Origin of the sequence: Heyndrickxia coagulans 36D1 (assembly GCF_000169195.2) — a bacterium.
GTDB classification, from domain to species: Bacteria; Bacillota; Bacilli; order Bacillales; family Bacillaceae_C; genus Weizmannia; species Weizmannia faecalis.
On record NC_016023.1, the window covers coordinates 2790373 to 2814017 of the forward strand.

A 23645-nucleotide genomic window follows, 5' to 3' on the forward strand; every position below is an offset into this window, starting at 1 on the left:
ATCGGCAAAAGGAGAAAAATTTTAATGGGGAAAATAAAATAAAGTAAAATTTCCCCCTGCTTTTAAACAATCAAGGAAAGGCCCAATGACGAAAAACAGCGGGAACCCTTTGGAAAAGGGATCCCGCTGTTTTTCAGCTTCCGATGGGTACATCAGCCTTTGTATTTTTTAATTAAATCAACAAATGCATCTGTAAATGATTGCAGGAACCGGACTGTGCCTTCATTCACAATTTTTCCGTTTTCATCAAACAGTGCAGTAACATTGCCGATATAAGCTTCAGGCTGCTGGAGGATTGGCATGTTCAGACAAACAAGCGACTGGCGCAGATGATGGTTGGCACCAAACCCGCTTAAGTTTCCAGGGGATTGGCTGATAATCGCCGCCGGTTTCCCATCCCATATACTTTGGCCGTACGGGCGCGAACCAACATCGATTGCATTTTTTAACACAGCCGGGATGGAGCGGTTGTATTCCGGTGTTACAAACAGCACCGCATCGAGCCCTTTTACTGTATTCCGAAATGTCGTATACTCGGCCGGAACCTGGTTATGGTCATCAAAATCCTGATTATATAAAGGGAGGTTCCCAATCTCGACAAATTCCGTTTCATATCCTTCAGGAAAAAGGTTTGCCACATTTTCCGCAAGTTTTCTTGAAAAAGATGCTTTCCGCAAAGAGCCAAGCAAAATTCCAACTTTCGTCATTTTATCGACCTGCTTCCATTTATATTTTATGCTAGATAATGATAAGAAAACCGCACCGGAAAGTCAAAATTCCTGCTTGCTATGTTGCTATGTACCATTCAAGCCGGCTGGCGGTTTCCGGATGTTCTTGGTGACAACCACAAGCAATCGAAGGTCAATGGTTGTTCCCGGTTTTTTGTTCCCCGATTAAAGTATTGACCAGTCTTCCTTATGGTAATCAAAAATAAAGGACCGATTTTGCCCAAACATTTTCGGTTTTAACGGGATGGCCCACGAGGCAAATACAAAACGCCTTGCCCTTTAGGTTTCACGCATTCAATCAGCAGACGAAAGTAGTCACGCTTCATTCTTCTTGCGTACCGCGTTCTTTGCAGCAAGGACGACGAATGAAGGAAGACGGCAATTATCTATGGAACCTTCATGTAGCCGTGCGTGATTCTGGCAAGTCGCGTTGCCTTCTGCTAACGCCATGTTCTTTGCGGCATGGGCGTCTACGTAAAGGAAGCGGGGGAAATTGAGGGTCTTTCTTCACATAGAGTGCGTCTACGTTAAGGAAGCGTGGAAAAAAGGCAGCCTTCCTTCACATAGGGCGCGTCTATGTTAAGGAAGCGAAGGAAAATGGTCCTCTTCTTTAACCTAGAGCCCGTCTACGTTAAGAAAGCGTGGAAAAAATGAGTCCTTTCTTTACATAGAGCGCGTCTATGTTAAGGAAGCGAAGGAAATTGAAGTTGTTCCTTAACATAGAGCGTGTCTATGTTAAGGAAGCGCGGAAAAAAGTCGGTCTATCTTCACATAGAGTGCGTCTACGTTAAGGAAGCGAAGGAAATTGAAGTTGTTCCTTAACATAGAGCGTGTCTATGTTAAGGAAGCGCGGAAAAAAGTCGGTCTATCTTCACATAGAGTGCGTCTACGTTAAGGAAGCGAAGGAAATTGAGGTTGTTCCTTAACATAGAGCGTGTCTATGTTAAGGAAGCGCGGAAAAAAGACGGTCTATCTTCACGTAGAGCGCGTCTACGTTAAGGAAGCAAGCAAAAACGAGGCTCTTCCTTCACATAGAGGACCTCTAAGTTAAGGAAACGCAGAAAAAAGTTTCCTTTCTTCATATAGGGCGCTTCTATGACTGCCTTCCCTAGCCTCCATCTACAAACAGCAGGCAATTGTATGCCATACCAAAAAGGGAGCTTTCCTGAAAGCTCCCCTTTTTGGTGATCCGTGTCAATGTACTGCGGTATAAGTGCTTTCGATTTCCCGGATGCGCCGGTTCAGTTCCTCGTTAACCGGAACTTGAACGCCGTATTTTTTGCCGAGTTTGATGACGGTTCCGGAAAACAGGCCGACTTCGCTGTACCGTTTTGCCTCCACATCCTGCGCCATTGACGGCTTACCGGCAGGGCTCAGGTTTCCGACCACTTTCAGCCAGTAACGGAGATCTTCTTCCGTAAGCGGAAACCCTTCTTTTTCGGACAATGCCTCAACTTCCCGCATGGCGGCAATCATCATCTCGCGTGCAGGGCCGTCTTTTTGGATTTCGCCGTAATTGCTTTTGTAAACGGCGACGGTCTGGTTGACGCCGACATTGAGCATGAATTTGCCCCAAAGCCTTTTCATCATTTCGGTATCGGCTTCGTATGGCAAATCCGTTTGCTCAAAGAAGCGGGCCACTTTTTTCATTTTGTCCGAAAAAAGGCCCGGCTCTTTTTCGCCGAAGCAAAGCATGCCCATATGCGCATATGTCAGCTGGTTTCCGGTTTTGACGGCATCCATCCCCTGGGCGACACAGTATAACATTTTGTCCATTCCATATGTACGGCCAATGATTTCTTCGCTTGAGATCCCATTTAAGGCAGACAAAATCACCGTATCCGGCCCGACATGTTGTTTGACTGCTTCAACTGCCTCGTCCAGTCCGTTGAATTTGACCGTAAATAGCACCAAATCTGCCGGCTCCACTGTTTCTTCCGGTGTGACATAATGAAAGTGGCATTTTTCGCCGTTACAATAAACGCCTTCCCGCTCATATCGTTCAATGCGCTGTTGGTCAGCGATGATCCGCAAGTTTTTCGCCGGCATTTTTTTCGATAAATGATGCCCGAATAAAATACCGAGCGCGCCTAACCCAATGATCGATACTGTTTTGATTTCAGCCATTCCCCCGCCTCCTTTTTTCATTATTTTACCACAATTCCAACGAAATCGTCATTCAGACTGCCCGTTCCGGATGGCCAGGTATTGCTCCAGCCCTCTTTTGCGCAATTTGCACGCCGGGCATTCCCCGCAGCCGTCAGCGATGATGCCATTATAGCAGGTCAGCGTCTTTTCACGGACAAAATCAAATGCCCCGAGTTCATCCGCGAGCGCCCATGTTTCTGCTTTGTTACGCCACATGAGCGGGGTATGAATGACAAACTGCTGGTCCATTGAAAGGTTCAAGGTGACGTTTAAAGATTTGATGAAAATATCGCGACAGTCCGGGTAACCGCTGAAGTCCGTTTCGCACACACCGGTTACGATATGCCTTGCGCCGATTTGGCTGGCAAGCACCCCGGCAAAAGAAAGAAACAGCAAATTCCGCCCGGGCACAAACGTATTCGGAAGCTCCCCGTCTGCCCCTGCTTTCACGGTAATGCTTTCCCTCGTCAGCGCGTTCGGGGCGAGTTGGTTCAACAGCTGCATATCCAGAATATGCTGCTTTACCCCGAGCTCTTCCGCTATATTCTTTGCACATTCTATTTCAAGACGGTGGCGCTGCCCGTAATCGAACGTAACGGCTTCCACTTCCTGAAACTTTTTCTTTGCCCAGAAAAGGCAGGTGGTGCTGTCCTGGCCGCCGCTGAAAACAACGACTGCTTTTTCTTTTTTCATTGATAATCGTCCTTTCACACAAAACAGCACCGAAAAGGGATGCTGTTTTCTTAGTTTTTTAGAGAGGGTTTTCTAAAAACCTCTTCCATAAATGAAGGATTCTTCCCAATTGATTATACCATGGAACAGGCGCCATCTTTTAAAGCATCCGTTCTTTTTCGGAGTACGACATTTTTCACATAAATGCCATAAACAACCGGCTTTGCTATGATCCAGATCACAGTCATCGGCCGGACCGTTTTTTAAGATAATCATAGTGATTATCTTTATTTGGGAGGGACGGCTATGAAACGCTATGTGCAATTATTTTTCATGTTTGCGGTGACGGTACTCATTGTAATGGGCATCCAGAAAGGGCTGAGCACACTGAATGTGTTGAACCTTGAAAACTTTTGGGCCAATTATGTCGTATTTTTGATTTTAGCCTATATGATTCTGTCCTTTTTCCTTCATTATTTTTCCAAGCGAAAAAAGCAATCATAAAATTTTTCCAGCGGTTAGCCTGCCGCTGGATTTTTTTATTGTTTTTTGCTATTTTGCATTGCAAAGTAGTTCGTTTTTTGATAAACTAACTTGCATAACAAAGTAGTTGAAATGGGGGTGGAGGGATGTCCATTCGAAGCCAGTTACTGAAAGGCATTTTAGACGGCTGTGTGCTGGCTGTGATTGAAAAAGAACCGGTTTATGGCTACATTCTTTCAAAAAAACTTCAGCAATTAGGCCTCCAGGAAATTAGCGAGGGGACGCTCTATCCGGTTCTGTTACGCCTGCAAAAGAACGGCTGGATCCATGGAGAGATGCAGCCATCCGATTCTGGGCCGAGCCGCAAATATTATGAATTGACGGAAAAAGGAAAATCCGCGCTGGATGAGATTACGGCAGAGTGGCAGCGAATCGCAGCCCCTGTAAATCTTTTATTGAAAGGAAGAAGTGAGGATGCTTAGTGTAAAACAGTTGATTGAGGAAAACAACCGTAAACGGCAGGAACTGGCACCTGAGAACAAAAAATTTTACAACGATATGCTTGACTACCTTCGCCTGCAAACCGTTTTGTCCGAGCAGCAAACAGAAGAAGTGCTGATGGAACTGCTTGACCATCTGCTCGAAGGCCAAAAAGAAAACAAGACAGCTGCGCAAATGTTCGGCGGTGACCCGAAAGCATTTGCCGACGAAATCATCAGGCAGCTGCCGAAAGAAAACAAACGCAATATGGTTTCTTTTACAATCAGGATAATGATCTTGCTTTTGGGGATTGATTTGGTCATTAATGGCATTACTGCTTTTGTTGTTGAACGGTTCTTTTCCAGACCTTTGCCGCCGTTTTATCCTGTACCCGCGGCCCTGAACTTTTTCATTGCCGGGCTATACGTGATCTTTGCCATTTGGTATATCTTTCGTATCTTGAAAAAGAGTTTGTTTAAGGAAAAGACAAAAAAGGTGCAAATCCTAACTTTTTTGAAAATAGATGCCGTAATCTTTGTTTTTCTGGGCGGCGTTATTTTGCTGGATAAATTCATGCCGAAAATCGGCCCGTCCTTTTCTTATCCGTGGTGGTTGCCGCTCGTTTTAGGTGTGGTGAGTTTAGGGGTTTACTATAGCTGGGAGAAAGCAGCAAAGTCCCGGGGGATATAGTTCTAGCGTGCAATAAATCTGTTGTTCAAAAGCCCGTGTGCGGTTTCGCCACGGGTTTTGCATGCGCCAACTATGTTGCACGCAATTGTGCGTAAAGGTATTGCAAAAAAACAGCGGGGACTGTGAAATATCTTCTTTCAGGGAGATGAAAGACAAAATGGTCGGCCAGGATTCTTGAACTGTCTTTCAGCGGGTGGATGAAAGACAGTTCGAGAGGCTGCGATCTTCTAAATGTTCTTCACCGGGTGGATGAAAGACAAAATGCTGGTGCGGCAACTAGCAAAATGTCCTTCATCAGATTAATGAAGGACAAAATGCGGGTCGGCCTATCTATTTGGCGTTCAGTCTCATTTTTTCTCCGTTCGGCTACTTGGGGCTCTGATTAGAATTGGTTCGCCAGCTTTTTATTAAAAGGGCTTACAGCCGGCCTTCCCTTTTCGCTCGAGTTTTTCACTCGGAAATTTCTGCTTTTCCTGCTGCTTTTTTCACCGCTTTCACTTCATACATGCCGAGTTCCATATTGAGCATATAGTCCGGTTTTGACTTGCCGCGGTTTGCCCTATGTCCTGCGATATGGACATCGCTCTTTTCCCACTGTTTCCAGTGCGTTTCTGATTCCCATGTGATCATGACAATCACTTCTTCTTCGCCGCGCCCTTGTTTTTTCTGCATGATTTTTATATCAACAAAGCCTTCCTGTTGTTCGATGATTCCCGGTTTACTGAATCGTTCGATAACCTGATCTGCATGTCCTTTTGCTACCGTCATTCTTCGTAATTGTACAAACATAAAACCTTGTTCACCCCTCTTTTTCTTCTTTGTCCGGTTTTTCTTCGTTATCTGATTTTTCTTCCGCGCCGGCTGCTTTCTCTCTGATTTCCTCTTCGCGGATTTCAAACAGCTCTGTAAATTCGTTGATGACCATTTCGATTGCCTTTAACTCGCCGACAATCACCGGGTTAATGGATTGCAGTTCCGGTGTTGCAAGCTGCTCTTTCAATGTGTTCCGCTTGATGTTCAGCCTGTTTAGAAACTCGATTGCCCTTCCACGGCGGAATGTTTTCGCACCGTGATGATGGTGTTTTCTTCTGCCATGTTCCTCTTCACCCGGATGGCAAGGCCCTTCAAATTTTCCTCCCGGTCCAATTGATGATCTCATATATGTGCTCCTTTCTGTATACAGTTGTATACACAAGTAATTGTATACAGTTGTATACGTTTTGTCAAAGGTTGTTTTGCAAAAAATTATGTTTTTAAGTTGAATTTAAGAATATGGCACTATATTTTTGATATCAAATGTGCCGGGGTGGAGCTGAAGATGAAAAAAATTATGCTAAATTTGCCATTGATTTGTTCATGGCAATCATGTTTGTTTTGTTCTTTAACAAAAATGTTTTAGGCGGACTTGCGTACCATGAAATTGCAGGGCTTGTGTTCGGCGTCGTGTTTTTGACGCATGTCTGCCTGAATTTAAACTGGGTAAAAAATGTTACGCTGAAAATGTTTGACAAAAGGTTACCGTGGAAAGCGCGCGGGAGTTACGCGCTCAATCTGTTGCTGCTGATTTCCATGTGTTTCATTATTATCAGCGGCATCATTATTTCACGCGTTGTTTTTCCGAACATCAACCTTGGAAATGAAGGCTGGTTCAAAACAACACATATTTCCGTTTCTTTCCTTGTGCTGATTCTTGTTGGCGTGCATGTCGGGCTGCATTGGCACTGGGTGGTCAATGTATTTAAAAGGATGGTCCATTTCAAGGCGAAAAACAAATGGGCAGGTTATGTTGCAAAAGTCGCCGCTACCCTGATTCTTGTGTTCAGCTCCTGCGAAATCATACAAACAGGGTTCCTGAACCGCATGGCAAGCGCCGCCTCTATTTTTGGCGGAAGCACGGGCAACAGTGAAATGGAAGGGCATCACGATTTTAATGGCAAAAGCGGCCAAAAATCGGATTTTACAAACGGGCAAAGGCTGGATTTCACGAACGGGCAGAAACCGGCTTTTGCAAATGAAAAGAAGCCAGATTTTGCAGACGGTGACCGCAGGGGAGGAGGGGATCATGACGGTGGCAGCGCGAATGTCTTGACTGTCCTTCTCACATATACAGGCATCATGTCCGCATTTGTTGTGCTCACTTATTATTTGAGAAAACTCACGGTAAGGAAGAAAAGAAGAAAAACGGCTTAACACGGAAACACCGCCGGTTTGCGCGCCGGCGGTGGAAATGTTTTACTGTGAAAGGGGAGCGGATAGTGGAAAAAGGTGATCTCATCCGCAAAATGGCAAAGATGGAACTTGAGGAAAGCCAAACAAGGCAGGCAGCCCTAGATTAGTATCCATTCCCGTTCCTGACTTGGACCGCTATATGAAAGCGCGGAAGCTTCACGGAAATTTGCAGACGAGTGGAATGAAAAACTCCATGCATTCGACCGAAAAGCCCTCCAACTCGTTGAAGAAAGCCGCCGCGATGTGACAGGGCGATGAAGAAGCTCATGGAAGCCGGGGACAGGAGTTTAACGGGTAGTTCTTCGCACAGGAATACCAATGCTGAATTTAGCAGGAATCATCAGGGGTGAGAGGGTAAAACCTTATTGTTTATAGTGCTGGCAAATGCTTGTAAAGGTTATAAGAGATCATCTGTTAACTCAAGGTTCCTAAACGATGCTATTATTTCCTCTATGTTTAACAAAAAGTTCTCTCACTCAAGTTTTATAATTCTTATAAAGGGAACTGATTTATAAGGAGCATTCCTGTTAGAAGGACTTTCGGAGACTTGAACAAAAAGAGCCCTCCTGGTATGATGCGGGGTGTCATCTCACAACGAATGACCCCTAATTTGTAACCAAGGAGGACTCCATAATGGATTTTAAACAAAATTAGAAAATTAATCAAGTCACCGAACAAACACTTGTAGTGGGAATTGATATTGCCAAGCGTACACACTACGCTTGCATTGTAGATGACCGTGGGCGAGTGCTCCAAAAATCATTTTCTGTGCCCCAAGCAGGAAATGGATTTGAACTGTTCTATCAGCGCGTTTTAGCCGCAATGAAAGAACACGAGAAATCGGAAGTCATTGTGGGAATTGAACCCACAGGGCATTACTGGCTCAATTTGGCCTACTTTCTTGAGGAAAGGGGTATTCCCTTGGTCATGGTAAACCCTATGCATGTAAAGCGATCAAAGGAGTTGGACGACAATTTGCCAACCAAGCATGACCGCAAAGATGCATTGGTTATTGCCCGTTTAGTTAAGGATGGACGTTTCAGTTACCCACGTATCTTAAAAGGCATGGAAGCCGAACTTCGCGTTGGGTCGACGTTCAGAAGTAAATTGACAGAGGAATTAGGGGCTGTCAAAAACATGATTATTCGTTGGTTAGATCGCTATTTCCCAGAGTTTGTACAGGTGTTTCCGTCTTTTGGGAAGATGGCTTTAGCTGCACTTGAATGCACACCATTTCCAAGTGATCTTTACCAGAAACAGCCCGATGAAGTTCTATCCCTTTTTCGTAAGGTTGAGGGGCTAAAATCCCCTCAAAGACCAAAAACAGTCCGTCTTATTGAAGTCGCGGCTGGCTCTATCGGAGTAACAGAAGGACTTGAGATGGCCCGTATTGAAATTGCCACACTTGTCCGCCGTTACCATCAGCTAGAACAAGATATCGAAAGTATTACAGGGCAGTTAATTGAACTTGTAAAAATATCTGCAGAGTACGAATGGCTATCAACGGTACCAGGGCTTGGAGATACAACGATTGTCGACTTATTAGCTGGAATCGGAAGCTTTTCACATTATCAAGATCCACGCCAATTAATTAAACTCGCGGGATTAACGTTACGTGAAAACTCCTCCGGTCTGCACAAAGGGCAAAAACGCATCTCCAAAAGAGGCAGAAGAAAACTGCGTGCCCTCCTTTTCCGGGTAATGATGCCGATGATTCGCCATAATGAAGCCTTTAGAAAGCTACATGAATACTACACAAACCGTCAGGTTAATCCGTTACGCAAGAAACAATCCATTGTGGTTCTATGCGGTAAGCTATTAAAAGTGTTACACGGAATTAGCACGAAGCACAAACCGTTCGACGCACAGCGAATGATGAGGGATATTCCTGGTCTCGCAGAGGCTGAATAAGGCCTCACATCCTTAGTAAGAGCTAGACAACAGGATGACACGGAGAAGCTGGCACTATTTTTTCCATTCGACCTCGGGTCCCTAAAGGAGCTTCGCTAGCCTCTGCCTTATGACTAGACCGAACGAAGGAATGTAGGCACACAGATGCCCAGAGACATGGGAGGGTACGTCATCATAAGTTACGCAGAGATCCATTGTGCATCGTATAATTTCCTATCACTACTTCCCATTATTATCCAGTAGTGACCGCGTAGCGTACCCGTATGTTGGAATAGTTTCACATAATATAAAAATTTTGTTAGGAAGCGTGCCAAAAAATATTTTTTTGACACCCCACTAACGGCTTAAACCGTTGATACATCAACATTTATAGAGGGAGGAATTTTTCATGTTGAAACTCAACTTTCGCACCAATAAAATAAGTGCTAATCGTTGGCTGTATTGAACTTTAAGTCTATCCATTATGTTGTTTGACAAAATGAATATAAAATGAAAAACACCTCGTTCCTTGGTATAGTGAGATTGACAAAAAATCACTACCACATAGAAGAGGTGTCCTCTACATGATAGACCAAAATTGCCAATACAATCAACTACCAAAAGAACTTGATTCTGTTTTTTCTGAGCTTGAAATGAAGAAGCACTTACGCCATGCTGGCATAAAAAAATCCTTTGGTTTTAGTTGTTCTTATTTGTTTCAACTTGTTTTCTGCTTGATTTTCCAACACAAGAATTGGTTTTCTCTTCTTGAGTCAAAGAAAGCAGATCAATTCCCAGCCAAGGATGCCGTGTATCGTTTCTTAAACCAATCGACGTTCAACTGGCGGCAGTTTTTACTTCTTTTGAGCACATTTACTATTCGCAAAGTAGAACGCCTTACTGACAAAAGTCGTCCTAAAGTCTTCATTGTTGATGACTCATCGTTTTATCGAAATCGTAGTCAAAAAGTAGAACTGCTGGCTCGTTGCTTTGACCACGCTTCTCTTAAAATGCGTTTTTATAAAGGATTTCGCATGTTAACTTTAGGCTGGTCGGACGGCTACACCTTCATGCCCATTGACTTCTCTTTACTCAGTTCCAAGAAGGCTCAGATTAATGGAATCTCTGAACAAATTGATAAACGTACCTGTGGGTATAAACGCCGTAAAAATGCTTTACAGTCAGAACCCGAACAGATCCCTAGTATGCTCAAACGAGCGCTTGCCAGTGGAATAAATGCAAGCTATGTTCTAATGGATTCTTGGTTTACTTTGCCTCCACTTGTCAAAGCCATTGTGGAACAAGGTTTAGACGTGATTGGCATGGTCAAGGAAACAAAACAACGATATAACGTTGACGGAAAGCTGGTTTCGTTAAAGCAGCTCTATCGCCTGGCTCAACCCCTACAGTCGAAGAAGGGTATCCTTCGCTCTATCCGTACCGTTATGGCGAATGGAACTCCTGTAAAAGTTATATTCGTTCAAAACAGAAACAAGAAAAGTGAATGGCTTGCCCTCCTCAGTACGGACTGCACCCTTTCCGAACAGGAAATTGTTCGAATCTATGGGATGCGTTGGGATATTGAAGTGTTCTTTAAGACGACAAAATCGCTTTTAAAACTTGAAAAAGAGCTCCAAAGTCGCTCGTATGATGGGTTAATCAGCCATACCACTATTGTATTTGCACGTTTTATCGTGCTATCGTGGCAAAACCGCTGCAACACCGATCAAAGAACAATAGGCAGGCTGTTTTATGAACTTTGCGACGAAGTAAATGAACTTGATTGGGCTGTTGCATTGCAGCAGTTAATCGAGCTTCTTCAAGACGCACTAAAACAGACCAATAAAAGATTTAAAAAGTTAATTCAAAGTCAACTGGAACAGTGGATCTCTGGCCTACCTAGTTATATCAAAGCTTATTTGCCAATTTCACTCTGCGAAAGTTGAGTTGAAAGAAAAGGATTTTGTTGCTTTTTTAACAGAGGCTGGCAGATATGATAAAACAGCGGAGAAGTGTACGGTTTGCGGGATCATTTTGCCATCGTTTTCGGATTATTTGCTGAGAGGGCCGGCGGGAGCACTGGGGACAAAGTATAATGTGCTCAGCTATAGTGAACAAGGGCTGACCGTCATTCCAATCAATAATATTACGGGCAATATGTTACCGGACGAATCGGCATTTATTCCGGGAGAAAAGATCACAAGCATGAAAACTGTTCCGAAGCTGACTTACCACAGATTGTATGTTGGGACTTCGGATGGTACGGCTGTTTTCCGATTAAACAAAGTGCTGATTGGTTACGGGTGGCATAAAAGAAATTTGCCGTCATTCATTGCAACTGTAAACGGATTGGAAGAGCCGGTGCACATATAGAAGGAGCGGCTTTTTCCGCTCCCTTGTTACGCCTGGCTCAGCCCCTGCTCGAGCGTTTCCAGCATCATTTTTTGTTCCTGTGTATCCGCATGGTTCCAAATGACTTCAAAGAGGACGCCGAGCCCCGGGAGCATTTTTTCTTCGCCCCTTTGAATGGCATCGACAATCGTATCTTTTAACTGATCTTGCGTGTCCTCTTTTACATTGTGAATGACTGCTTTCCGCAAGTCCAAATCCATTTCGGTTCAGCTCCTTTGATCACTTTCACTGCTAGCATTTCACATGGCCACAATTTTTATGTATACTATTCCAAGGAAAACTTAACGAAAAGGGAGCAAACACGTTGAAATACATACAATCCTTGCAAAATCCGCAAGTAAAGCATTGGAAAAAACTAACCGCGAAAAAAGAACGCGAAAAAACATTTACTTATTTGCTGGAAGGGTTCCATCTCGTCGAAGAAGCGCTGAAAGAAGAAGTAGTGACAGAAATTATTGTTGAAGAAGGCGTGGACCTGCCAAACCGCTGGAATACGGAAGGGGTGCCGGTAACCACTGTCACGCATGAAATCAGCAAAACGCTTGCCGATACAGAAACGACGCAAGGCATTTTTGCCGTGTGCCGGATGAAAAAACAGCCGTCCAAAATCATCGGCAGGCGTTATCTTTTAATTGATGCCGTGCAGGATCCCGGCAATACAGGAACGATGATCCGGACGGCGGACGCAGCCGGGTTTGATGCCGTTATTTTCGGCAAGGGCACGGCGGATCCGTACAGCCCGAAAGTGTTGCGTGCGGCACAAGGAAGCCATCTCCACGTCGGGCTTTTAAAAGGCGATTTAAACATGTGGATTGAAAAACTGAACGAAGCGGCAGTGCCGGTTTACGGAACAGCGCTTGAAAACGGCGTAACGTTTCGCGAAGTAAATCCAGGTGATGCCTTTGCGATCCTTGTTGGCAATGAAGGAAGCGGCGTACACCCTGACTTGCTTGCGCAAACGGAACAAAATTTGTCCATCCCGATTTTCGGCAAAAGCGAGTCGCTAAATGTTGCGGTGGCAGCCGGCATTTTAATGTATGACTTTGCGATGCGGTCGTAATTTCGGCGGAAAAAGTGAATGTATCCATGTTTGAGGCAAAAAAGCAGACCTATAAAATGCATGAGGTGAAGCAGCGGCAGAATGATGAAAAACAGCTGGGACAATTTTTCAGCATGGGTGCCAATAAGGAACGGGGGAGGGCGTTTTCATGAGAGCGGCTGCACTGCTTGACCAGAATAAAAAGGTGACCCTCAACACGTTCATTTATTGCGAAAAAATTCGCGTGAAAACGGCCGCGCCTGTGACTAAAATGGGAAGGCACTTTATCCTCTAAGATAAACATCTAGAGAGAGGTCACTTTCCGTTTGAAATTGCGGGCATTTCCCGCTATAATAAAACATAATTGAAAAATGATAAAAACCATGACAGGGAAAAGTAGCTTGATCTTCGCCATGCAGGGAGAAAATGCCGTAGACTGGAAGCATTTTTATGGGGAAATGAAGCGAAGTTCACCCCTCGAGTTGCCGCTTGGACCATTGCCTGCAATGTAAAGGCGGGACGGTTAAAAGCCGTTATTGAAATGAAGCGAACATAATTTAATTATGTTAATTAGGGTGGTACCGCGAACCATTGCCTCGTCCCTTTTCCAGGACGGGGCTTTTTTAACGCCCAAAACTTAAAGGAGGTACAAGAAAATGGAAGAAACGTTGAAAGCACTGCAAACCGAAGCGCTTGCCAAAATTGGTGCGGCTGCTGATTTAAAAACGCTGAACGAGATCCGTGTCGCCTATCTCGGCAAAAAAGGCCCGATTACGGAAGTTTTGCGCGGCATGGGAAAGCTGTCAGCAGAAGAACGGCCGAAAATGGGCGCGCTCGCCAATGAAGTGCGTGCCGCCATTCAAACAGGTATCGAAAAAAAGCAGGCGGCATTGGAAGCGGAAGCCGTCGAGCGACAATTGGCATCTGAAAAAATTGATGTCACGCTGCCGGGCCGCCCGGTAAAAGCAGGCAGCCACCATCCGCTTACAAAAGTCATTGAGGAAATTGAAGACTTGTTTATCGGGATGGGCTATACGATTGCCGAGGGGCCGGAAGTGGAAACCGATTACTACAATTTTGAAGCGCTGAACCTGCCGAAAGGGCATCCGGCACGCGATATGCAGGATACCTTTTACATAACCGATGACATTTTGCTCAGGACCCATACTTCACCAAACCAAGCGCGGACAATGGAAAAACATCACGGCAAAGGGCCAGTCAAAATCATCTGCCCAGGGAAAGTATACCGCCGCGACAATGATGATGCGACCCATTCCCACCAGTTTATGCAGATTGAAGGGCTCGTTGTTGACGAAAACATTACGATGGCCGATTTAAAAGGGACGTTGGAAGTGTTTGCGAAAAAATTATTCGGTGAAGACCGTGAAATCCGGCTGCGCCCGAGCTTTTTCCCGTTCACTGAACCGAGTGTTGAAATGGATATTTCATGCAAAATGTGCGGTGGGCACGGTTGCCATGTATGCAAAGGCACCGGCTGGATTGAAATTTTGGGCGCCGGCATGGTCCACCCGCGCGTATTACGGATGTCCGGCTTTGATCCGGAAAAATATACCGGTTTTGCATTTGGCATGGGGCCGGAGCGGATTGCGATGCTGAAATACGGCGTTGATGACATCCGCCACTTTTATACAAATGACATTCGTTTTTTACGGCAGTTTTCCGTACAAGAATAAGGAGGGTCAAACATGTTTGTTTCATATAAATGGCTGCAGGAATATGTAGATTTGGACGGCATTTCGCCGGAAGAACTGGCTGAAAAAATTACGCGGACCGGGATTGAAGTCGAAAGCGTGGCATTTAAGGGGGAAGGCATTAAAAATGTCGTTGTCGGGCATGTTTTGGAAAAAGAAAAGCATCCGAACGCCGATAAATTAAACAAATGCCTGGTTGATATCGGGGAAGGTGAGCCTGTCCAAATTATTTGCGGCGCGCCAAACGTCGATAAAGGGCAGAAAGTTGCCGTTGCCAAACCGGGCGCCTGGCTGCCGGGGCATGTAAAAATCAAACGCTCGAAACTGCGCGGCGAGGAGTCGAACGGGATGATCTGCTCACTGCAGGAACTCGGTGTTGAAAGCAAGCTCGTCCAAAAAGAGTATGCAAACGGCATTTATGTGTTCCCGGATGATGTGGAAGTGGGGAAGGATGTGCTGCCACTTTTAGGATTGGATGATACGATTATTGAACTGGGGCTTACTCCGAACCGGGCGGACTGCATGAGCATGCTTGGCGTTGCCTACGAAGTAGCAGCGATCCTTGGAAAAGACGTGAAATTGCCGGAAACAAAAGTGCAGGAAGCATCCGATAAAGCTGCTGATGCCATTTCGGTCCGTGTCGAGGCAAAAGAAGCAGCGCCGCTTTACACATTAAAAGTCATCCGCAACGTGAAAATCGGCCCGTCCCCGCTCTGGATGCAGGCGCGGCTCATGGCAGAAGGAATCCGCCCGCACAACAATGTGGTCGACATTACGAACTATATTTTGCTCGAATACGGCCAGCCACTCCATGCGTTTGACTATGACAAGCTCGGTTCCAAAGAAATTGTCGTCCGCATGGCGCGTGAAGGGGAAAAAATGGTCACGCTCGATGACCAGGAGCGCACGTTAAAAGATGTCCATCTTGTCATTACGAACGGCACTGAACCTGTCGCAATGGCCGGTGTCATGGGCGGCGCCAATTCGGAAGTATCCGAAACGACGACAAACGTACTTTTGGAATCCGCCTATTTTGACGCCGGAACAATTCGGACGGCTTCAAAAGACCACGGCCTGCGCAGCGAGGCAAGCAGCCGTTATGAAAGAGGGATTGATCCGAACCGCGTTGTGCCCGCAGCAGAACGGGCCGCAATGCTGATTGCCAAATATGCGGGTGGAGAAGTGCTTGCCGGAATGGTTGCCGAAAATCATTTGCATATTGAGCCGGCTGTTGTCACCATTACGCTGGAAAAAATCAACCGTGTGCTCGGAACGCAAATTTCAGCGGAAGAAGTGCTCCGTATTTTTAAACGTCTCCAGTTTGAAACATCATGGGAAGACGGCCGTTTTACAGTGATTGTGCCAACCCGCCGCGGCGATATTACGATTGAGGAAGATCTGATTGAAGAAGTGGCGCGCCTGTACGGTTATGACCTGCTGCCAAAAACATTGCCGGCGGGCAGGGGAACGCGGGGCGGCTTGAACGTCATTCAGCAAAAACGCCGCGCCACGAAACGTTTTCTTGAAGGAACGGGGCTGTACCAGGCAACCACGTATTCTTTAACAAGCGAAGAAAAAGCACACCAGTACGCGCTTGAAAAACGCGAACCAGTCCGCGTTGCTATGCCCATGAGCGAAGAACGCAGTGTGCTGCGCTTAAGCCTTTTGCCGCATCTTTTGGAATCCGTCGCGTATAATGTCGCACGTAAAAACGAGTCGGTTGCCCTGTATGAAGTTGGCAATGTCTTTTTGAAAAAGGCAGACGGAGCGCAGCCGGAAGAACAGGAACACCTCGCCGGCGCCATCACCGGGCTTTGGGTTTCCAACTTGTGGCAAGGAGAAAAGAAAGCAGTAGATTTCTTTGTGGCAAAAGGGATTTTGGAAGGCCTGTTTGAAAAACTCGGAGTTTCCGGCGCTATTTCCTACCACGCGGCAACATTTGAAGGGCTGCATCCGGGAAGGACAGCGGAAATTTTACTTGACGGGGAAGCGATCGGTTTTGTCGGCCAGGTGCATCCAAACGTACAAAAAGAACTCGATATCAAAGAAACATACGTGTTCGAACTGAAACTGGAGCCGGTATACCATTACCCGGCCGAACCGGTTCAATACCGGCCGATCCCGCGCTTCCCGGCTATCACCCGCGATATTGCGCTTGTTGTCGACCGCGATGTGGAAGCAGCCCGGCTGCAGGCAATCATTCAGGAGGCCGGCGGAACCCTTTTGAAATCCGTTTCGATTTTTGATTTATACGAAGGCGAGCATATGGAACCCGACAAAAAATCAATTGCCTTCTCGCTTACTTATTTCGATCCGGAACGCACATTAACAGATGAAGAAGTCGTCGCCCAGCATGAGAAAGTACTTGCCGCCGTAAAAGAAAAAGCAGGCGCAGTACTACGGGGCTAATCCCAAGAAAAAAGAAGAGGCTTAAAGGCCTCTTCTTTTTTAGTGCAAAAATCAAAGCGCTGTCTATGTGAAGGAAGCGGTGGAAATTGACGATCTTCCTTTATATAGAGTGCGTCTACATGAAGAAAGCGCGGAAAAGAGGCGGCCTTTCTTCACATAGGGCGCCTCTAAGTTAAGGAAGCGCGGAAAAACGAAGGCGTTTCTTTACATAGAGCGCGTCTACGTTAAGGAAGCAAGCAAAAACGAAGTCCCTCCTTCCCATAGCCCCCGTCTACGTTAAGATGCACGGGAAAATTCATCCGTTTCCGTTTCCTTCGCTTAACGTCCCTCCTCGTTAGCCTTTCCTTCAAAATTTATCGCCTATCGTCACCCCATGTCTTTCCCACCATCCTTTATTTCACGCCCGCGATCCGCTTTGCTTTTTCCGTATTGGCAAAATGCAGTTTGACAAAATGTGGCAGCGCGGCCATGCCTTTTTCCTTGATGAGCCGTGCGGCAGCCCGGTCCACCTGTGCACCGGCGCCCTTTGGCAAAACAAATCCGGCTTCTTTGCTCAATTTTTCAAACTCCCGGACAAAAGCATAGCGTGCGAGAATTGAAGCGGCCGCAACCGCAAGATGGACGCTTTCCCCTTTTGTGCTAAAATAGACGCCGTCACGCATGACGATTTTTTCGTTCTGCAAATACCGATAATAAGTGGACGCTTCTGCGAACTGATCAATTAAAATTGCATCCGGTTTTGCCGGCGCAATTTTTTGGGCGGTATTGTACAAAGCCCGGTTATGGAGCAATGCTTTGATTTTTCCTTGCGACATGCCCGATTGCTGGAGCCGGTTGTATTTTTCGTTCGGCAAAATGAGCAGGCTGTACGGAACAAAGGTGAGCAGTTCTTTCGCTAATCCGGCAATCTGACTGTCTGTTAATCCTTTTGAATCTTTTACGCCCAGTTCTTTTAAAAGCGGGAGCTGTTTCTTTTCAACGTAACAGCTGACGACCGTCATCGGCCCGAAAAAGTCGCCTGTTCCGACTTCATCCGATCCAATGACGGAAAGCTCTCCGATATCAGGAGGCAGCGGGTTGCCGGAAGATTTTGCGCTCCGGGCGGCATCCGGCTTCTTTTCCAGCGGCTGTCCCCATTTTGACGCTTCCGTTTCTGCGGCCGGCCCTTGAAATAAAACTTTTCCGGACTTATAGCCGGTAATGGAGCAGCCTGGTATTTTTGCGGCAAAAACGGCGCCGGACGGAACTTTTCCTGACAGGCTGTTTTGATAAGATTGTTTCATTTTTTGCATGGTTGAAGCTGAAACGAGAATGACAGTATTTGACATTTTGATTCCTCCGGCAGTTTCAGGATCTCCTTGAATTTGTTCGACATTGTTAGACAAAGGCTTTTCCGTCATGCTATGATAGAGAATAGGATTCTTACAAATGGGGAGGCAGGCAACATTGGAAAAAACCCGAATTACTGTTGGCATATACGGACAGCAATATACCATAATCGGAACGGATCCGGCAAGCCATATTCGCCTGGTTGCCTCGATGGTTGATGAAAGAATGCGGGAAATCAGCGCGAAGAATCCTTCATTAGATACTGGCAAAGTGGCTGTGCTGACAGCCGTAAATGCTGTCCATGATTATATAAAACTGAAAGAGCAGTATGAGCTGCTTGAACAGCACTATTTACAATTGTTGAAAAAGGATGAAGATGAAAATGGTTAATTTGATCATCATCATTTTGCTTGTGCTTGGATTCCTGAACGGGAAGCGGAAAGGATTTATATTGCAGGCTGTCCACCTCACAGGGTTTGTAATTGCCTCCGCAGTTGCGTACATATTGTATGATGACCTGGCGGAAAAATTGAAGCTAATGATTCCGTATCCTTCTTTTAACAGCGACAGCTCATTTGCCCTTCTGATGCACGAGGGCAATATGGAAACGGCATTTTACCGGATCATTGCGTTTGCCATTCTTTTCTTTGCCGTCAGGATACTTCTAAATATTGTCGGGTCATCCCTTACCTTTTTGGCCCAGCTCCCGGTCCTCAAACAAGTCAATGGATGGGCGGGCGGCATCCTAGGGTTTGCCGAGCTGTACTTGATCATTTTTATCGTTTTATATATTGGATCCTTGCTGCCGGTGGATGAGATCCAATCCGCGCTCAAGGCATCCGCAGTCGCAGAAGGCATGATTAAAAATACACCTTATATTTCAGCTCTTGTGGCGTCATGGTGGGTGAAATAGAAACCCGGGCGGCACGTTTACCATTTGCAAACGGGTTGAAAATGGGTTTTTCAAAACAGCACTTCTCGCGACGGGGGAGTGTTTCTTTATGGAGGGGATCGCCCGTGTACATGCTGGTTTTTTCCGGACGGGGCTTGAATGCCGGGCACGGATTCAAATACTTCCCATGCTGCTGGAAAAAATGTGCGGCCATTGGAAGGGCGCTTTCCCAATCATCGTAGCGGGAAAACGGTAAAAACCCGATCCTTCACTTAATAAGTTAAAAAGGGGGCAGGCGAATGCGGACAAATAAACGCAGTGTCATCCGGCTGCTGGAACAAATTGCGGTTTACTTGGAATTGAAAGGCGAAAACCATTTTAAAATCGCGGCTTACCGCAGGGCTGCATCTGCCTTGGAAGCGGATGGGCGTGACTTGTCAGAAATCAGCCGTTTTACGGATATTCCTCATATTGGAAAAACAACCGCTTCCGTCATCGAAGAGTTCGTGGAAACTGGGCGGTCCACCCTGCTTGAACAACTAAAAGACGAAGTTCCAAAAGGGCTGGTTCCGCTCATGCAGATACAGGGTCTTGGTGCCAGGAAAATATCAAGGCTTTACAGGGAACTTGGCATTACAGATGCGGATTCTTTAAGGAAAGCTTGTGAAGAAGGAAAAGTTGAAACGTTAAAAGGGTTTGGAAAAACGACGCAGTCCAATCTTTTGCACGCGCTTGACCAGCTTTCGGGGAAACCGGCTTATACCATCGGCCGGCTGCTGCCGGTACTTTTGCTGATCGAAGAAACGCTGTCCGGAAACAGGAAAATAGAAACCTATTCGCGTGCCGGCAGTATCCGGCGGTTTGAAGAAAGAATAGAAGAACTCGATTATGTCATCTCTACATTCGATCCAAAATCGGTTGCGGAGGACATTCTTCAAATGAACGAAGTCGTGGAAGCTGTTTCTATCCGGAGTATAAAAATAACGGCTAAATTAAAAGGGGAACCTGGCTTACGGATCAATTTCCGGATCGCGTTGCCTGACCTGTATGCGATGACGCTTTTTCTTTCAACAGGGCCGGAACCGCATCTGGAAAAAATGCAGCAGATTGCCGGTCTTCATGGCGAGCGGCTGACGCAATCCGGCGTCAAAATTCTGAAGACAGGCGAATTGCTCCGTTTTCCGAGTGAAGCTTCGTTTTATCATCATTACGGCCTGCCTTACATCCCTCCGGAAATCCGCGCTGACGGCAGCGAGGTGGAAACCTATAAGGGGACGCCTTTTGTCCAGATCGATGATGTAAAGGGCGACCTGCACATGCACACCGTCTGGTCGGACGGGAAAGATTCGCTTGAAGACATGGTCAATGCATGCAGAAGAAGAGGGTACGAATATATCGCAATCACGGACCACTCTAAATATTTAAAAGTCGCCGGCGGGCTTTCACGTGAACGTTTGATCAGGCAAATGAATGAAATCCGCCGGTTAAATGAAAAATATCCGGATATCTTGATTTTGTCCGGTATTGAGATGGACATTTTGCCGGACGGGACTTTGGATTTTGATGATGATGTGCTGTCAGGCCTTGATTTCGTCATTGCTTCCATCCATTCGGGGTTCGGGAATAGCCGCGCGCAGATCATGAAACGGCTGCGCAACGCTTTATTCAACCCGCATGTGGACATGATTGCCCATCCGACCGGAAGATTAATCGAAAAAAGGCAGGGGTACGATGTCGATTTTGATTTGCTTTTCCAATGGGCAAAGGAAACCGGCACGATCCTTGAATTAAGCGGCGACCCCGCCAGATTGGACCTTTCAGCGGCCCGTGCAAGAGAAGCGCAGGCAGCCGGTGTGAAAATCGCGATTAACACCGATGCACACGCAACTGCGGAACTGGGCAATATCGCTTTCGGTGTCGGAACCGCGAGAAAAGGCTGGATTGAAAGGAAAAATGTGGTCAATACGTATACGAAAGAACAACTCCTTGAGTTTTTAAAACAGAAACATCAGCACTGATCCATTCCCTTTCTGCAATGAATAGAGGGCAGTTTTCCGGAACGCTGGAATCCGGAATGCATGGAGGACGAATAGATGCAACATAAAATCATCAAAACACTCGAGTTTGATAAAATTAAAAATCTGCTGCTTGAGCACGCTTCTTCTCCGCTTGGGGCCGAAAAAATTGAAGCCCTTTTTCCCTCCTCTTCCTATGAAGAAGTGGTCCGGATGCAGGAGGAGACGGATGAAGCGGCGCAAGTGCTGCGTTTAAAAGGGCATGTGCCGCTTTTCGGCATTTATGACATCCGCCGTCATCTGAAAAGAGCGGCGATCGGCGGCAGGCTGAACCCGCAGGAACTGGTGCAGATTGCCAGCACCATCCATGTCAGCCGAACGATGAAACGGTTTATTGAAGGAATCACGGAAGAAGAAACAGAACTGCCGATCTTAACAAGCATGGTGGACAGGATTGCGGTCCTTACGCCGCTCGAACATGAAATCCGGAATGCGGTGGATGAAAACGGGGAAATTCTGGACTCGGCAAGCGAAACGCTGCGCCAAATCCGGCACGGGCTGCGCGGTACGGAACGGCGCATTCGTGAAAAACTGGAAGGCTATATCCGCGGCAAAAATGCGGCGAAAATGCTGTCGGATGCGATTATTACGATCCGGAATGACCGCTATTGTATCCCGGTAAAACAGGAATACCGGGCAAATTACGGGGGAATCGTCCATGACCAGTCTTCTTCCGGACAGACTTTGTTCATTGAGCCGCAATCGGTGGTGGACTTGAATAACCAGCTGCGTGAATGGCATTTAAAAGAGCAGCAGGAGGTTGAAAGGATTTTAAGCGAATTGTCCGCCGCAGTGGCAGCAGCCGGCGGGGAGCTTGAAACCATCGTTGAAATTCTCGCTGATTTTGACTTTATGTTTGCCAAAGCTTTATACGGCCGGTCCATTAAAGGTTCGAAACCGGTGATCAACAATCATGGCGCCATCCGTATGTTCAAAGCGCGTCATCCGTTGCTTCCAGCCGATAAAGTGGTGCCAAATGATATTACGATCGGGCAGGAATATACGACCATTGTGATAACCGGGCCGAATACAGGCGGAAAAACGATTACGCTGAAAACAATCGGGCTGTGCACGCTCATGGCGCAGGCCGGGCTGCAAATTCCCGCTTTGGACGGTTCGGAAATGGCTGTTTTTAAAGAAGTATTTGCCGATATCGGTGATGAACAGTCGATTGAGCAAAGCCTTAGCACCTTCTCCTCCCATATGACAAATATCGTTGAAATCCTGAAACGGGTCGACGATCAGTCGCTCGTCCTGTTTGATGAGCTCGGCGCCGGTACCGACCCGCAGGAAGGGGCTGCCCTTGCGATTTCAATTTTGGACGAAGTGTACAAAAGGGAGGCCCGCGTTGTCGCCACCACCCACTACCCGGAACTGAAGGCATACGCTTATAACCGTGAAGGGGTCGTCAATGCAAGCGTCGAGTTTGATGTGGAAACATTAAGCCCAACATACCGGCTTTTAATCGGCGTTCCCGGCCGGAGTAATGCGTTTGAAATCTCAAGGCGCCTCGGGCTCTCCCCGTCCATTATTGAACACGCCCAATCACTAATCGGCGCGGACACAAACGAGGTCGAAAATATGATTGCCGCGCTCGAATCGGCTAGGCGCGAGGCGGAAAAAGAACGGCAGGAAGCGCAGGAACTGTTGAAGGATGCCGAGGAACTGCACCGTGATTTGCAAAAACAAATGGCGGCGTTTTATGCCCGCCGCGATGAGCTGTACGGAAAAGCGGAGAAAAAAGCGGCAAAAGTGGTGGAAGAGGCAAAGGAAAAAGCGGAAGAGATCATCCGCGACTTGCGGAAAATGCAGCTTGAATCCAAAGCCAATGTGAAAGAACATGAACTGATTGATGCAAGAAAACAGCTGGAGGAACTGGCGCCGAAACTGGACCGCAAACCGGCGGCAAAAGCAAAAAAACAGCATATCTACCAGCCGGGCGACGAAGTCAAAGTGCTCAGCTTCAACCAGAAAGGCACGCTGCTTGAACAAACGGCAGGCGGCGAGTGGCTCGTGCAAATGGGTATTTTGAAAATGAAAGTAAAAGAATCCGACATGGAATATATCCGGCCGCCGCAACAAAAACAGCCGGAGAAGCACCTGGCAACGGTCAGGGGGCGCGATTCCCATGTCAGCCTGGAACTCGATTTGCGCGGGGAGCGTTATGAAGATGCGCTCTTAAAAGTTGAAAAATATATTGACGATGCGCTTTTAGCCGGGTATCCGCGCGTTTCGATCATCCACGGGAAAGGAACAGGTGCGCTCCGGAACGGGGTGCAGGAATTTTTAAAACATCACCGCGCCGTAAAACGAATCCGTCTCGGGGAACCAGGCGAAGGTGGCAGCGGCGTTACGATTGTAGAATTCAAGTAATTTTCAAGGGCAAGGGGGAGGGCCTTTTGTTTCTCGAAAAGCTGGCAAAAATTTTGTTTGTTTGCTGTGCCGTTTTTGCATTGC

General features: G+C 46.7%; 22 protein-coding genes, 1 riboswitch and 1 other annotated feature. Of the genes, 15 read left to right on the forward strand and 7 right to left on the reverse strand.

Going from position 1 to position 23645, the window contains the following annotated elements; genetic code table 11:
• Positions 1-152: 152 nt before the first annotated feature.
• From BCOA_RS30430 to queC, 3 genes are all read right to left on the reverse strand, one after another.
• Positions 153-707, reverse strand: coding sequence for an NADPH-dependent FMN reductase (locus BCOA_RS30430; protein WP_014097783.1), 555 nt, complete (start codon positions 705-707; stop codon positions 153-155).
• A 1215-nt stretch (positions 708-1922) separates the two neighbouring features.
• On the reverse strand, positions 1923-2855 hold the full coding sequence (locus tag BCOA_RS30435) for a ketopantoate reductase family protein (RefSeq protein ID WP_014097784.1): 933 nt from the start codon (positions 2853-2855) through the stop codon (positions 1923-1925).
• Between the two features lie 48 nt (positions 2856-2903).
• Positions 2904-3569 carry a 7-cyano-7-deazaguanine synthase QueC gene (gene queC, locus BCOA_RS30440; RefSeq protein WP_014097785.1) on the reverse strand — a complete coding sequence of 222 codons (666 nt, stop codon included), beginning with the start codon at positions 3567-3569 and terminating at the stop codon, positions 2904-2906.
• A gap of 44 nt (positions 3570-3613) precedes the next feature.
• A riboswitch (PreQ1 riboswitch) is annotated at positions 3614-3658 on the reverse strand.
• A 196-nt stretch (positions 3659-3854) separates the two neighbouring features.
• Between queC and BCOA_RS30445 the strand changes: the two genes are divergently transcribed.
• The 3 genes from BCOA_RS30445 (at position 3855) to BCOA_RS30455 (ending at position 5201) form a co-directional block, all read left to right on the forward strand.
• Entirely contained in the window at positions 3855-4052 is a 198-nt protein-coding gene (locus BCOA_RS30445) for a hypothetical protein (RefSeq protein WP_013859890.1), read from the forward strand.
• A gap of 125 nt (positions 4053-4177) precedes the next feature.
• On the forward strand, positions 4178-4513 hold the full coding sequence (locus BCOA_RS30450; RefSeq protein WP_014097786.1) for a PadR family transcriptional regulator: 336 nt from the start codon (positions 4178-4180) through the stop codon (positions 4511-4513).
• Positions 4506-5201: a DUF1129 family protein gene (locus BCOA_RS30455; RefSeq protein WP_014097787.1), complete on the forward strand. Its 696-nt coding sequence runs from the start codon at positions 4506-4508 to the stop codon at positions 5199-5201. Before BCOA_RS30450 ends, BCOA_RS30455 begins: the two co-directional genes overlap by 8 nt.
• Positions 5202-5651: 450 nt before the next feature.
• Here the strand turns inward: BCOA_RS30455 and BCOA_RS30460 are convergent, their stop codons facing one another.
• Positions 5652-5990: an antibiotic biosynthesis monooxygenase gene (locus BCOA_RS30460; RefSeq protein ID WP_014097788.1), complete on the reverse strand. Its 339-nt coding sequence runs from the start codon at positions 5988-5990 to the stop codon at positions 5652-5654.
• A gap of 10 nt (positions 5991-6000) precedes the next feature.
• Positions 6001-6360 carry a hypothetical protein gene (locus tag BCOA_RS35625; RefSeq protein WP_014097789.1) on the reverse strand — a complete coding sequence of 120 codons (360 nt, stop codon included), beginning with the start codon at positions 6358-6360 and terminating at the stop codon, positions 6001-6003.
• Positions 6361-6557: 197 nt separating this feature from the next.
• Here BCOA_RS35625 and BCOA_RS30470 point away from each other — a divergent pair, with 197 nt between their 5' ends.
• The 4 genes from BCOA_RS30470 to BCOA_RS30485 all read left to right on the forward strand — a co-directional run bounded on the left by BCOA_RS30470 (position 6558) and on the right by BCOA_RS30485 (position 11693).
• Entirely contained in the window at positions 6558-7391 is an 834-nt protein-coding gene (locus BCOA_RS30470) for a cytochrome b/b6 domain-containing protein (protein WP_230090463.1), read from the forward strand.
• Between the two features lie 696 nt (positions 7392-8087).
• Positions 8088-9341, forward strand: a complete 1254-nt coding sequence (locus BCOA_RS30475; protein WP_230951706.1) for an IS110 family transposase — start codon at positions 8088-8090, stop codon at positions 9339-9341.
• Positions 9342-9904: 563 nt separating this feature from the next.
• The gene (locus BCOA_RS30480; protein ID WP_014097792.1) at positions 9905-11266 is read left to right on the forward strand and encodes an IS4 family transposase; all 1362 of its coding nucleotides are present in this window, start codon (positions 9905-9907) and stop codon (positions 11264-11266) included.
• 1 nt (position 11267) lies between these two features.
• Positions 11268-11693 carry a hypothetical protein gene (locus BCOA_RS30485; protein ID WP_014097793.1) on the forward strand — a complete coding sequence of 142 codons (426 nt, stop codon included), beginning with the start codon at positions 11268-11270 and terminating at the stop codon, positions 11691-11693.
• Between the two features lie 26 nt (positions 11694-11719).
• On the opposite strand, the gene sspI is transcribed toward BCOA_RS30485, so the two are convergent.
• Positions 11720-11932 carry a small acid-soluble spore protein SspI gene (gene sspI, locus BCOA_RS30490; RefSeq protein ID WP_014097794.1) on the reverse strand — a complete coding sequence of 71 codons (213 nt, stop codon included), beginning with the start codon at positions 11930-11932 and terminating at the stop codon, positions 11720-11722.
• A gap of 104 nt (positions 11933-12036) precedes the next feature.
• On the opposite strand from sspI, the gene BCOA_RS30495 reads away from it, so the two are divergent.
• The 4 genes from BCOA_RS30495 to pheT all read left to right on the forward strand — a co-directional run bounded on the left by BCOA_RS30495 (position 12037) and on the right by pheT (position 16892).
• Entirely contained in the window at positions 12037-12792 is a 756-nt protein-coding gene (locus BCOA_RS30495) for a TrmH family RNA methyltransferase (RefSeq protein ID WP_014097795.1), read from the forward strand.
• Positions 12793-12940: 148 nt separating this feature from the next.
• Positions 12941-13066, forward strand: a complete 126-nt coding sequence (locus BCOA_RS35630) for a hypothetical protein (RefSeq protein ID WP_014097796.1) — start codon at positions 12941-12943, stop codon at positions 13064-13066.
• A 79-nt stretch (positions 13067-13145) separates the two neighbouring features.
• Positions 13146-13378 (forward strand) — a binding site (T-box leader).
• Positions 13379-13427: 49 nt separating this feature from the next.
• Complete coding sequence (pheS, locus tag BCOA_RS30500) at positions 13428-14465, forward strand: phenylalanine--tRNA ligase subunit alpha (protein ID WP_014097797.1); 1038 nt, start codon at positions 13428-13430, stop codon at positions 14463-14465.
• 12 nt (positions 14466-14477) lie between these two features.
• Entirely contained in the window at positions 14478-16892 is a 2415-nt protein-coding gene (pheT, locus tag BCOA_RS30505) for a phenylalanine--tRNA ligase subunit beta (RefSeq protein ID WP_014097798.1), read from the forward strand.
• 392 nt (positions 16893-17284) lie between these two features.
• Here pheT and rnhC read toward each other — a convergent pair whose 3' ends face one another.
• A complete protein-coding gene (rnhC, locus tag BCOA_RS30510; protein WP_014097799.1) occupies positions 17285-18220 on the reverse strand; it encodes a ribonuclease HIII in 936 nt (311 codons plus the stop codon).
• A 100-nt stretch (positions 18221-18320) separates the two neighbouring features.
• On the opposite strand from rnhC, the gene zapA reads away from it, so the two are divergent.
• The 4 genes from zapA (at position 18321) to BCOA_RS30530 (ending at position 23561) form a co-directional block, all read left to right on the forward strand.
• Entirely contained in the window at positions 18321-18611 is a 291-nt protein-coding gene (zapA, locus tag BCOA_RS30515) for a cell division protein ZapA (RefSeq protein WP_013859878.1), read from the forward strand.
• Positions 18598-19134, forward strand: coding sequence for a CvpA family protein (locus BCOA_RS30520; protein WP_014097800.1), 537 nt, complete (start codon positions 18598-18600; stop codon positions 19132-19134). Before zapA ends, BCOA_RS30520 begins: the two co-directional genes overlap by 14 nt.
• A gap of 278 nt (positions 19135-19412) precedes the next feature.
• Positions 19413-21131, forward strand: a complete 1719-nt coding sequence (gene polX / locus BCOA_RS30525) for a DNA polymerase/3'-5' exonuclease PolX (protein ID WP_014097801.1) — start codon at positions 19413-19415, stop codon at positions 21129-21131.
• Between the two features lie 75 nt (positions 21132-21206).
• On the forward strand, positions 21207-23561 hold the full coding sequence (locus tag BCOA_RS30530; protein WP_014097802.1) for an endonuclease MutS2: 2355 nt from the start codon (positions 21207-21209) through the stop codon (positions 23559-23561).
• Positions 23562-23645: the final 84 nt, after the last annotated feature.

Excerpts from the sequence above, each read along its gene's own strand:
- BCOA_RS30455 (WP_014097787.1), top strand. The coding sequence starts at position 4,506 with ATGCTTAGTGTAAAACAGTTGATTGAGGAAAACAACCGTAAACGGCAG.
- BCOA_RS30430 (WP_014097783.1), bottom strand. The coding sequence starts at position 707 with ATGACGAAAGTTGGAATTTTGCTTGGCTCTTTGCGGAAAGCATCTTTT.
- queC (WP_014097785.1), bottom strand. The coding sequence starts at position 3,569 with ATGAAAAAAGAAAAAGCAGTCGTTGTTTTCAGCGGCGGCCAGGACAGC.
- BCOA_RS30450 (WP_014097786.1), top strand. The coding sequence starts at position 4,178 with ATGTCCATTCGAAGCCAGTTACTGAAAGGCATTTTAGACGGCTGTGTG.
- BCOA_RS30435 (WP_014097784.1), bottom strand. The coding sequence starts at position 2,855 with ATGGCTGAAATCAAAACAGTATCGATCATTGGGTTAGGCGCGCTCGGT.
- BCOA_RS35630 (WP_014097796.1), top strand. The coding sequence starts at position 12,941 with ATGAGAGCGGCTGCACTGCTTGACCAGAATAAAAAGGTGACCCTCAAC.
- BCOA_RS30460 (WP_014097788.1), bottom strand. The coding sequence starts at position 5,990 with ATGTTTGTACAATTACGAAGAATGACGGTAGCAAAAGGACATGCAGAT.
- BCOA_RS35625 (WP_014097789.1), bottom strand. The coding sequence starts at position 6,360 with ATGAGATCATCAATTGGACCGGGAGGAAAATTTGAAGGGCCTTGCCAT.
- BCOA_RS30480 (WP_014097792.1), top strand. The coding sequence starts at position 9,905 with ATGATAGACCAAAATTGCCAATACAATCAACTACCAAAAGAACTTGAT.
- BCOA_RS30470 (WP_230090463.1), top strand. The coding sequence starts at position 6,558 with ATGGCAATCATGTTTGTTTTGTTCTTTAACAAAAATGTTTTAGGCGGA.
- BCOA_RS30520 (WP_014097800.1), top strand. The coding sequence starts at position 18,598 with ATGAAAATGGTTAATTTGATCATCATCATTTTGCTTGTGCTTGGATTC.
- pheT (WP_014097798.1), top strand. The coding sequence starts at position 14,478 with ATGTTTGTTTCATATAAATGGCTGCAGGAATATGTAGATTTGGACGGC.
- sspI (WP_014097794.1), bottom strand. The coding sequence starts at position 11,932 with ATGGATTTGGACTTGCGGAAAGCAGTCATTCACAATGTAAAAGAGGAC.
- BCOA_RS30530 (WP_014097802.1), top strand. The coding sequence starts at position 21,207 with ATGCAACATAAAATCATCAAAACACTCGAGTTTGATAAAATTAAAAAT.
- rnhC (WP_014097799.1), bottom strand. The coding sequence starts at position 18,220 with ATGTCAAATACTGTCATTCTCGTTTCAGCTTCAACCATGCAAAAAATG.
- zapA (WP_013859878.1), top strand. The coding sequence starts at position 18,321 with ATGGGGAGGCAGGCAACATTGGAAAAAACCCGAATTACTGTTGGCATA.
- pheS (WP_014097797.1), top strand. The coding sequence starts at position 13,428 with ATGGAAGAAACGTTGAAAGCACTGCAAACCGAAGCGCTTGCCAAAATT.
- BCOA_RS30445 (WP_013859890.1), top strand. The coding sequence starts at position 3,855 with ATGAAACGCTATGTGCAATTATTTTTCATGTTTGCGGTGACGGTACTC.
- polX (WP_014097801.1), top strand. The coding sequence starts at position 19,413 with ATGCGGACAAATAAACGCAGTGTCATCCGGCTGCTGGAACAAATTGCG.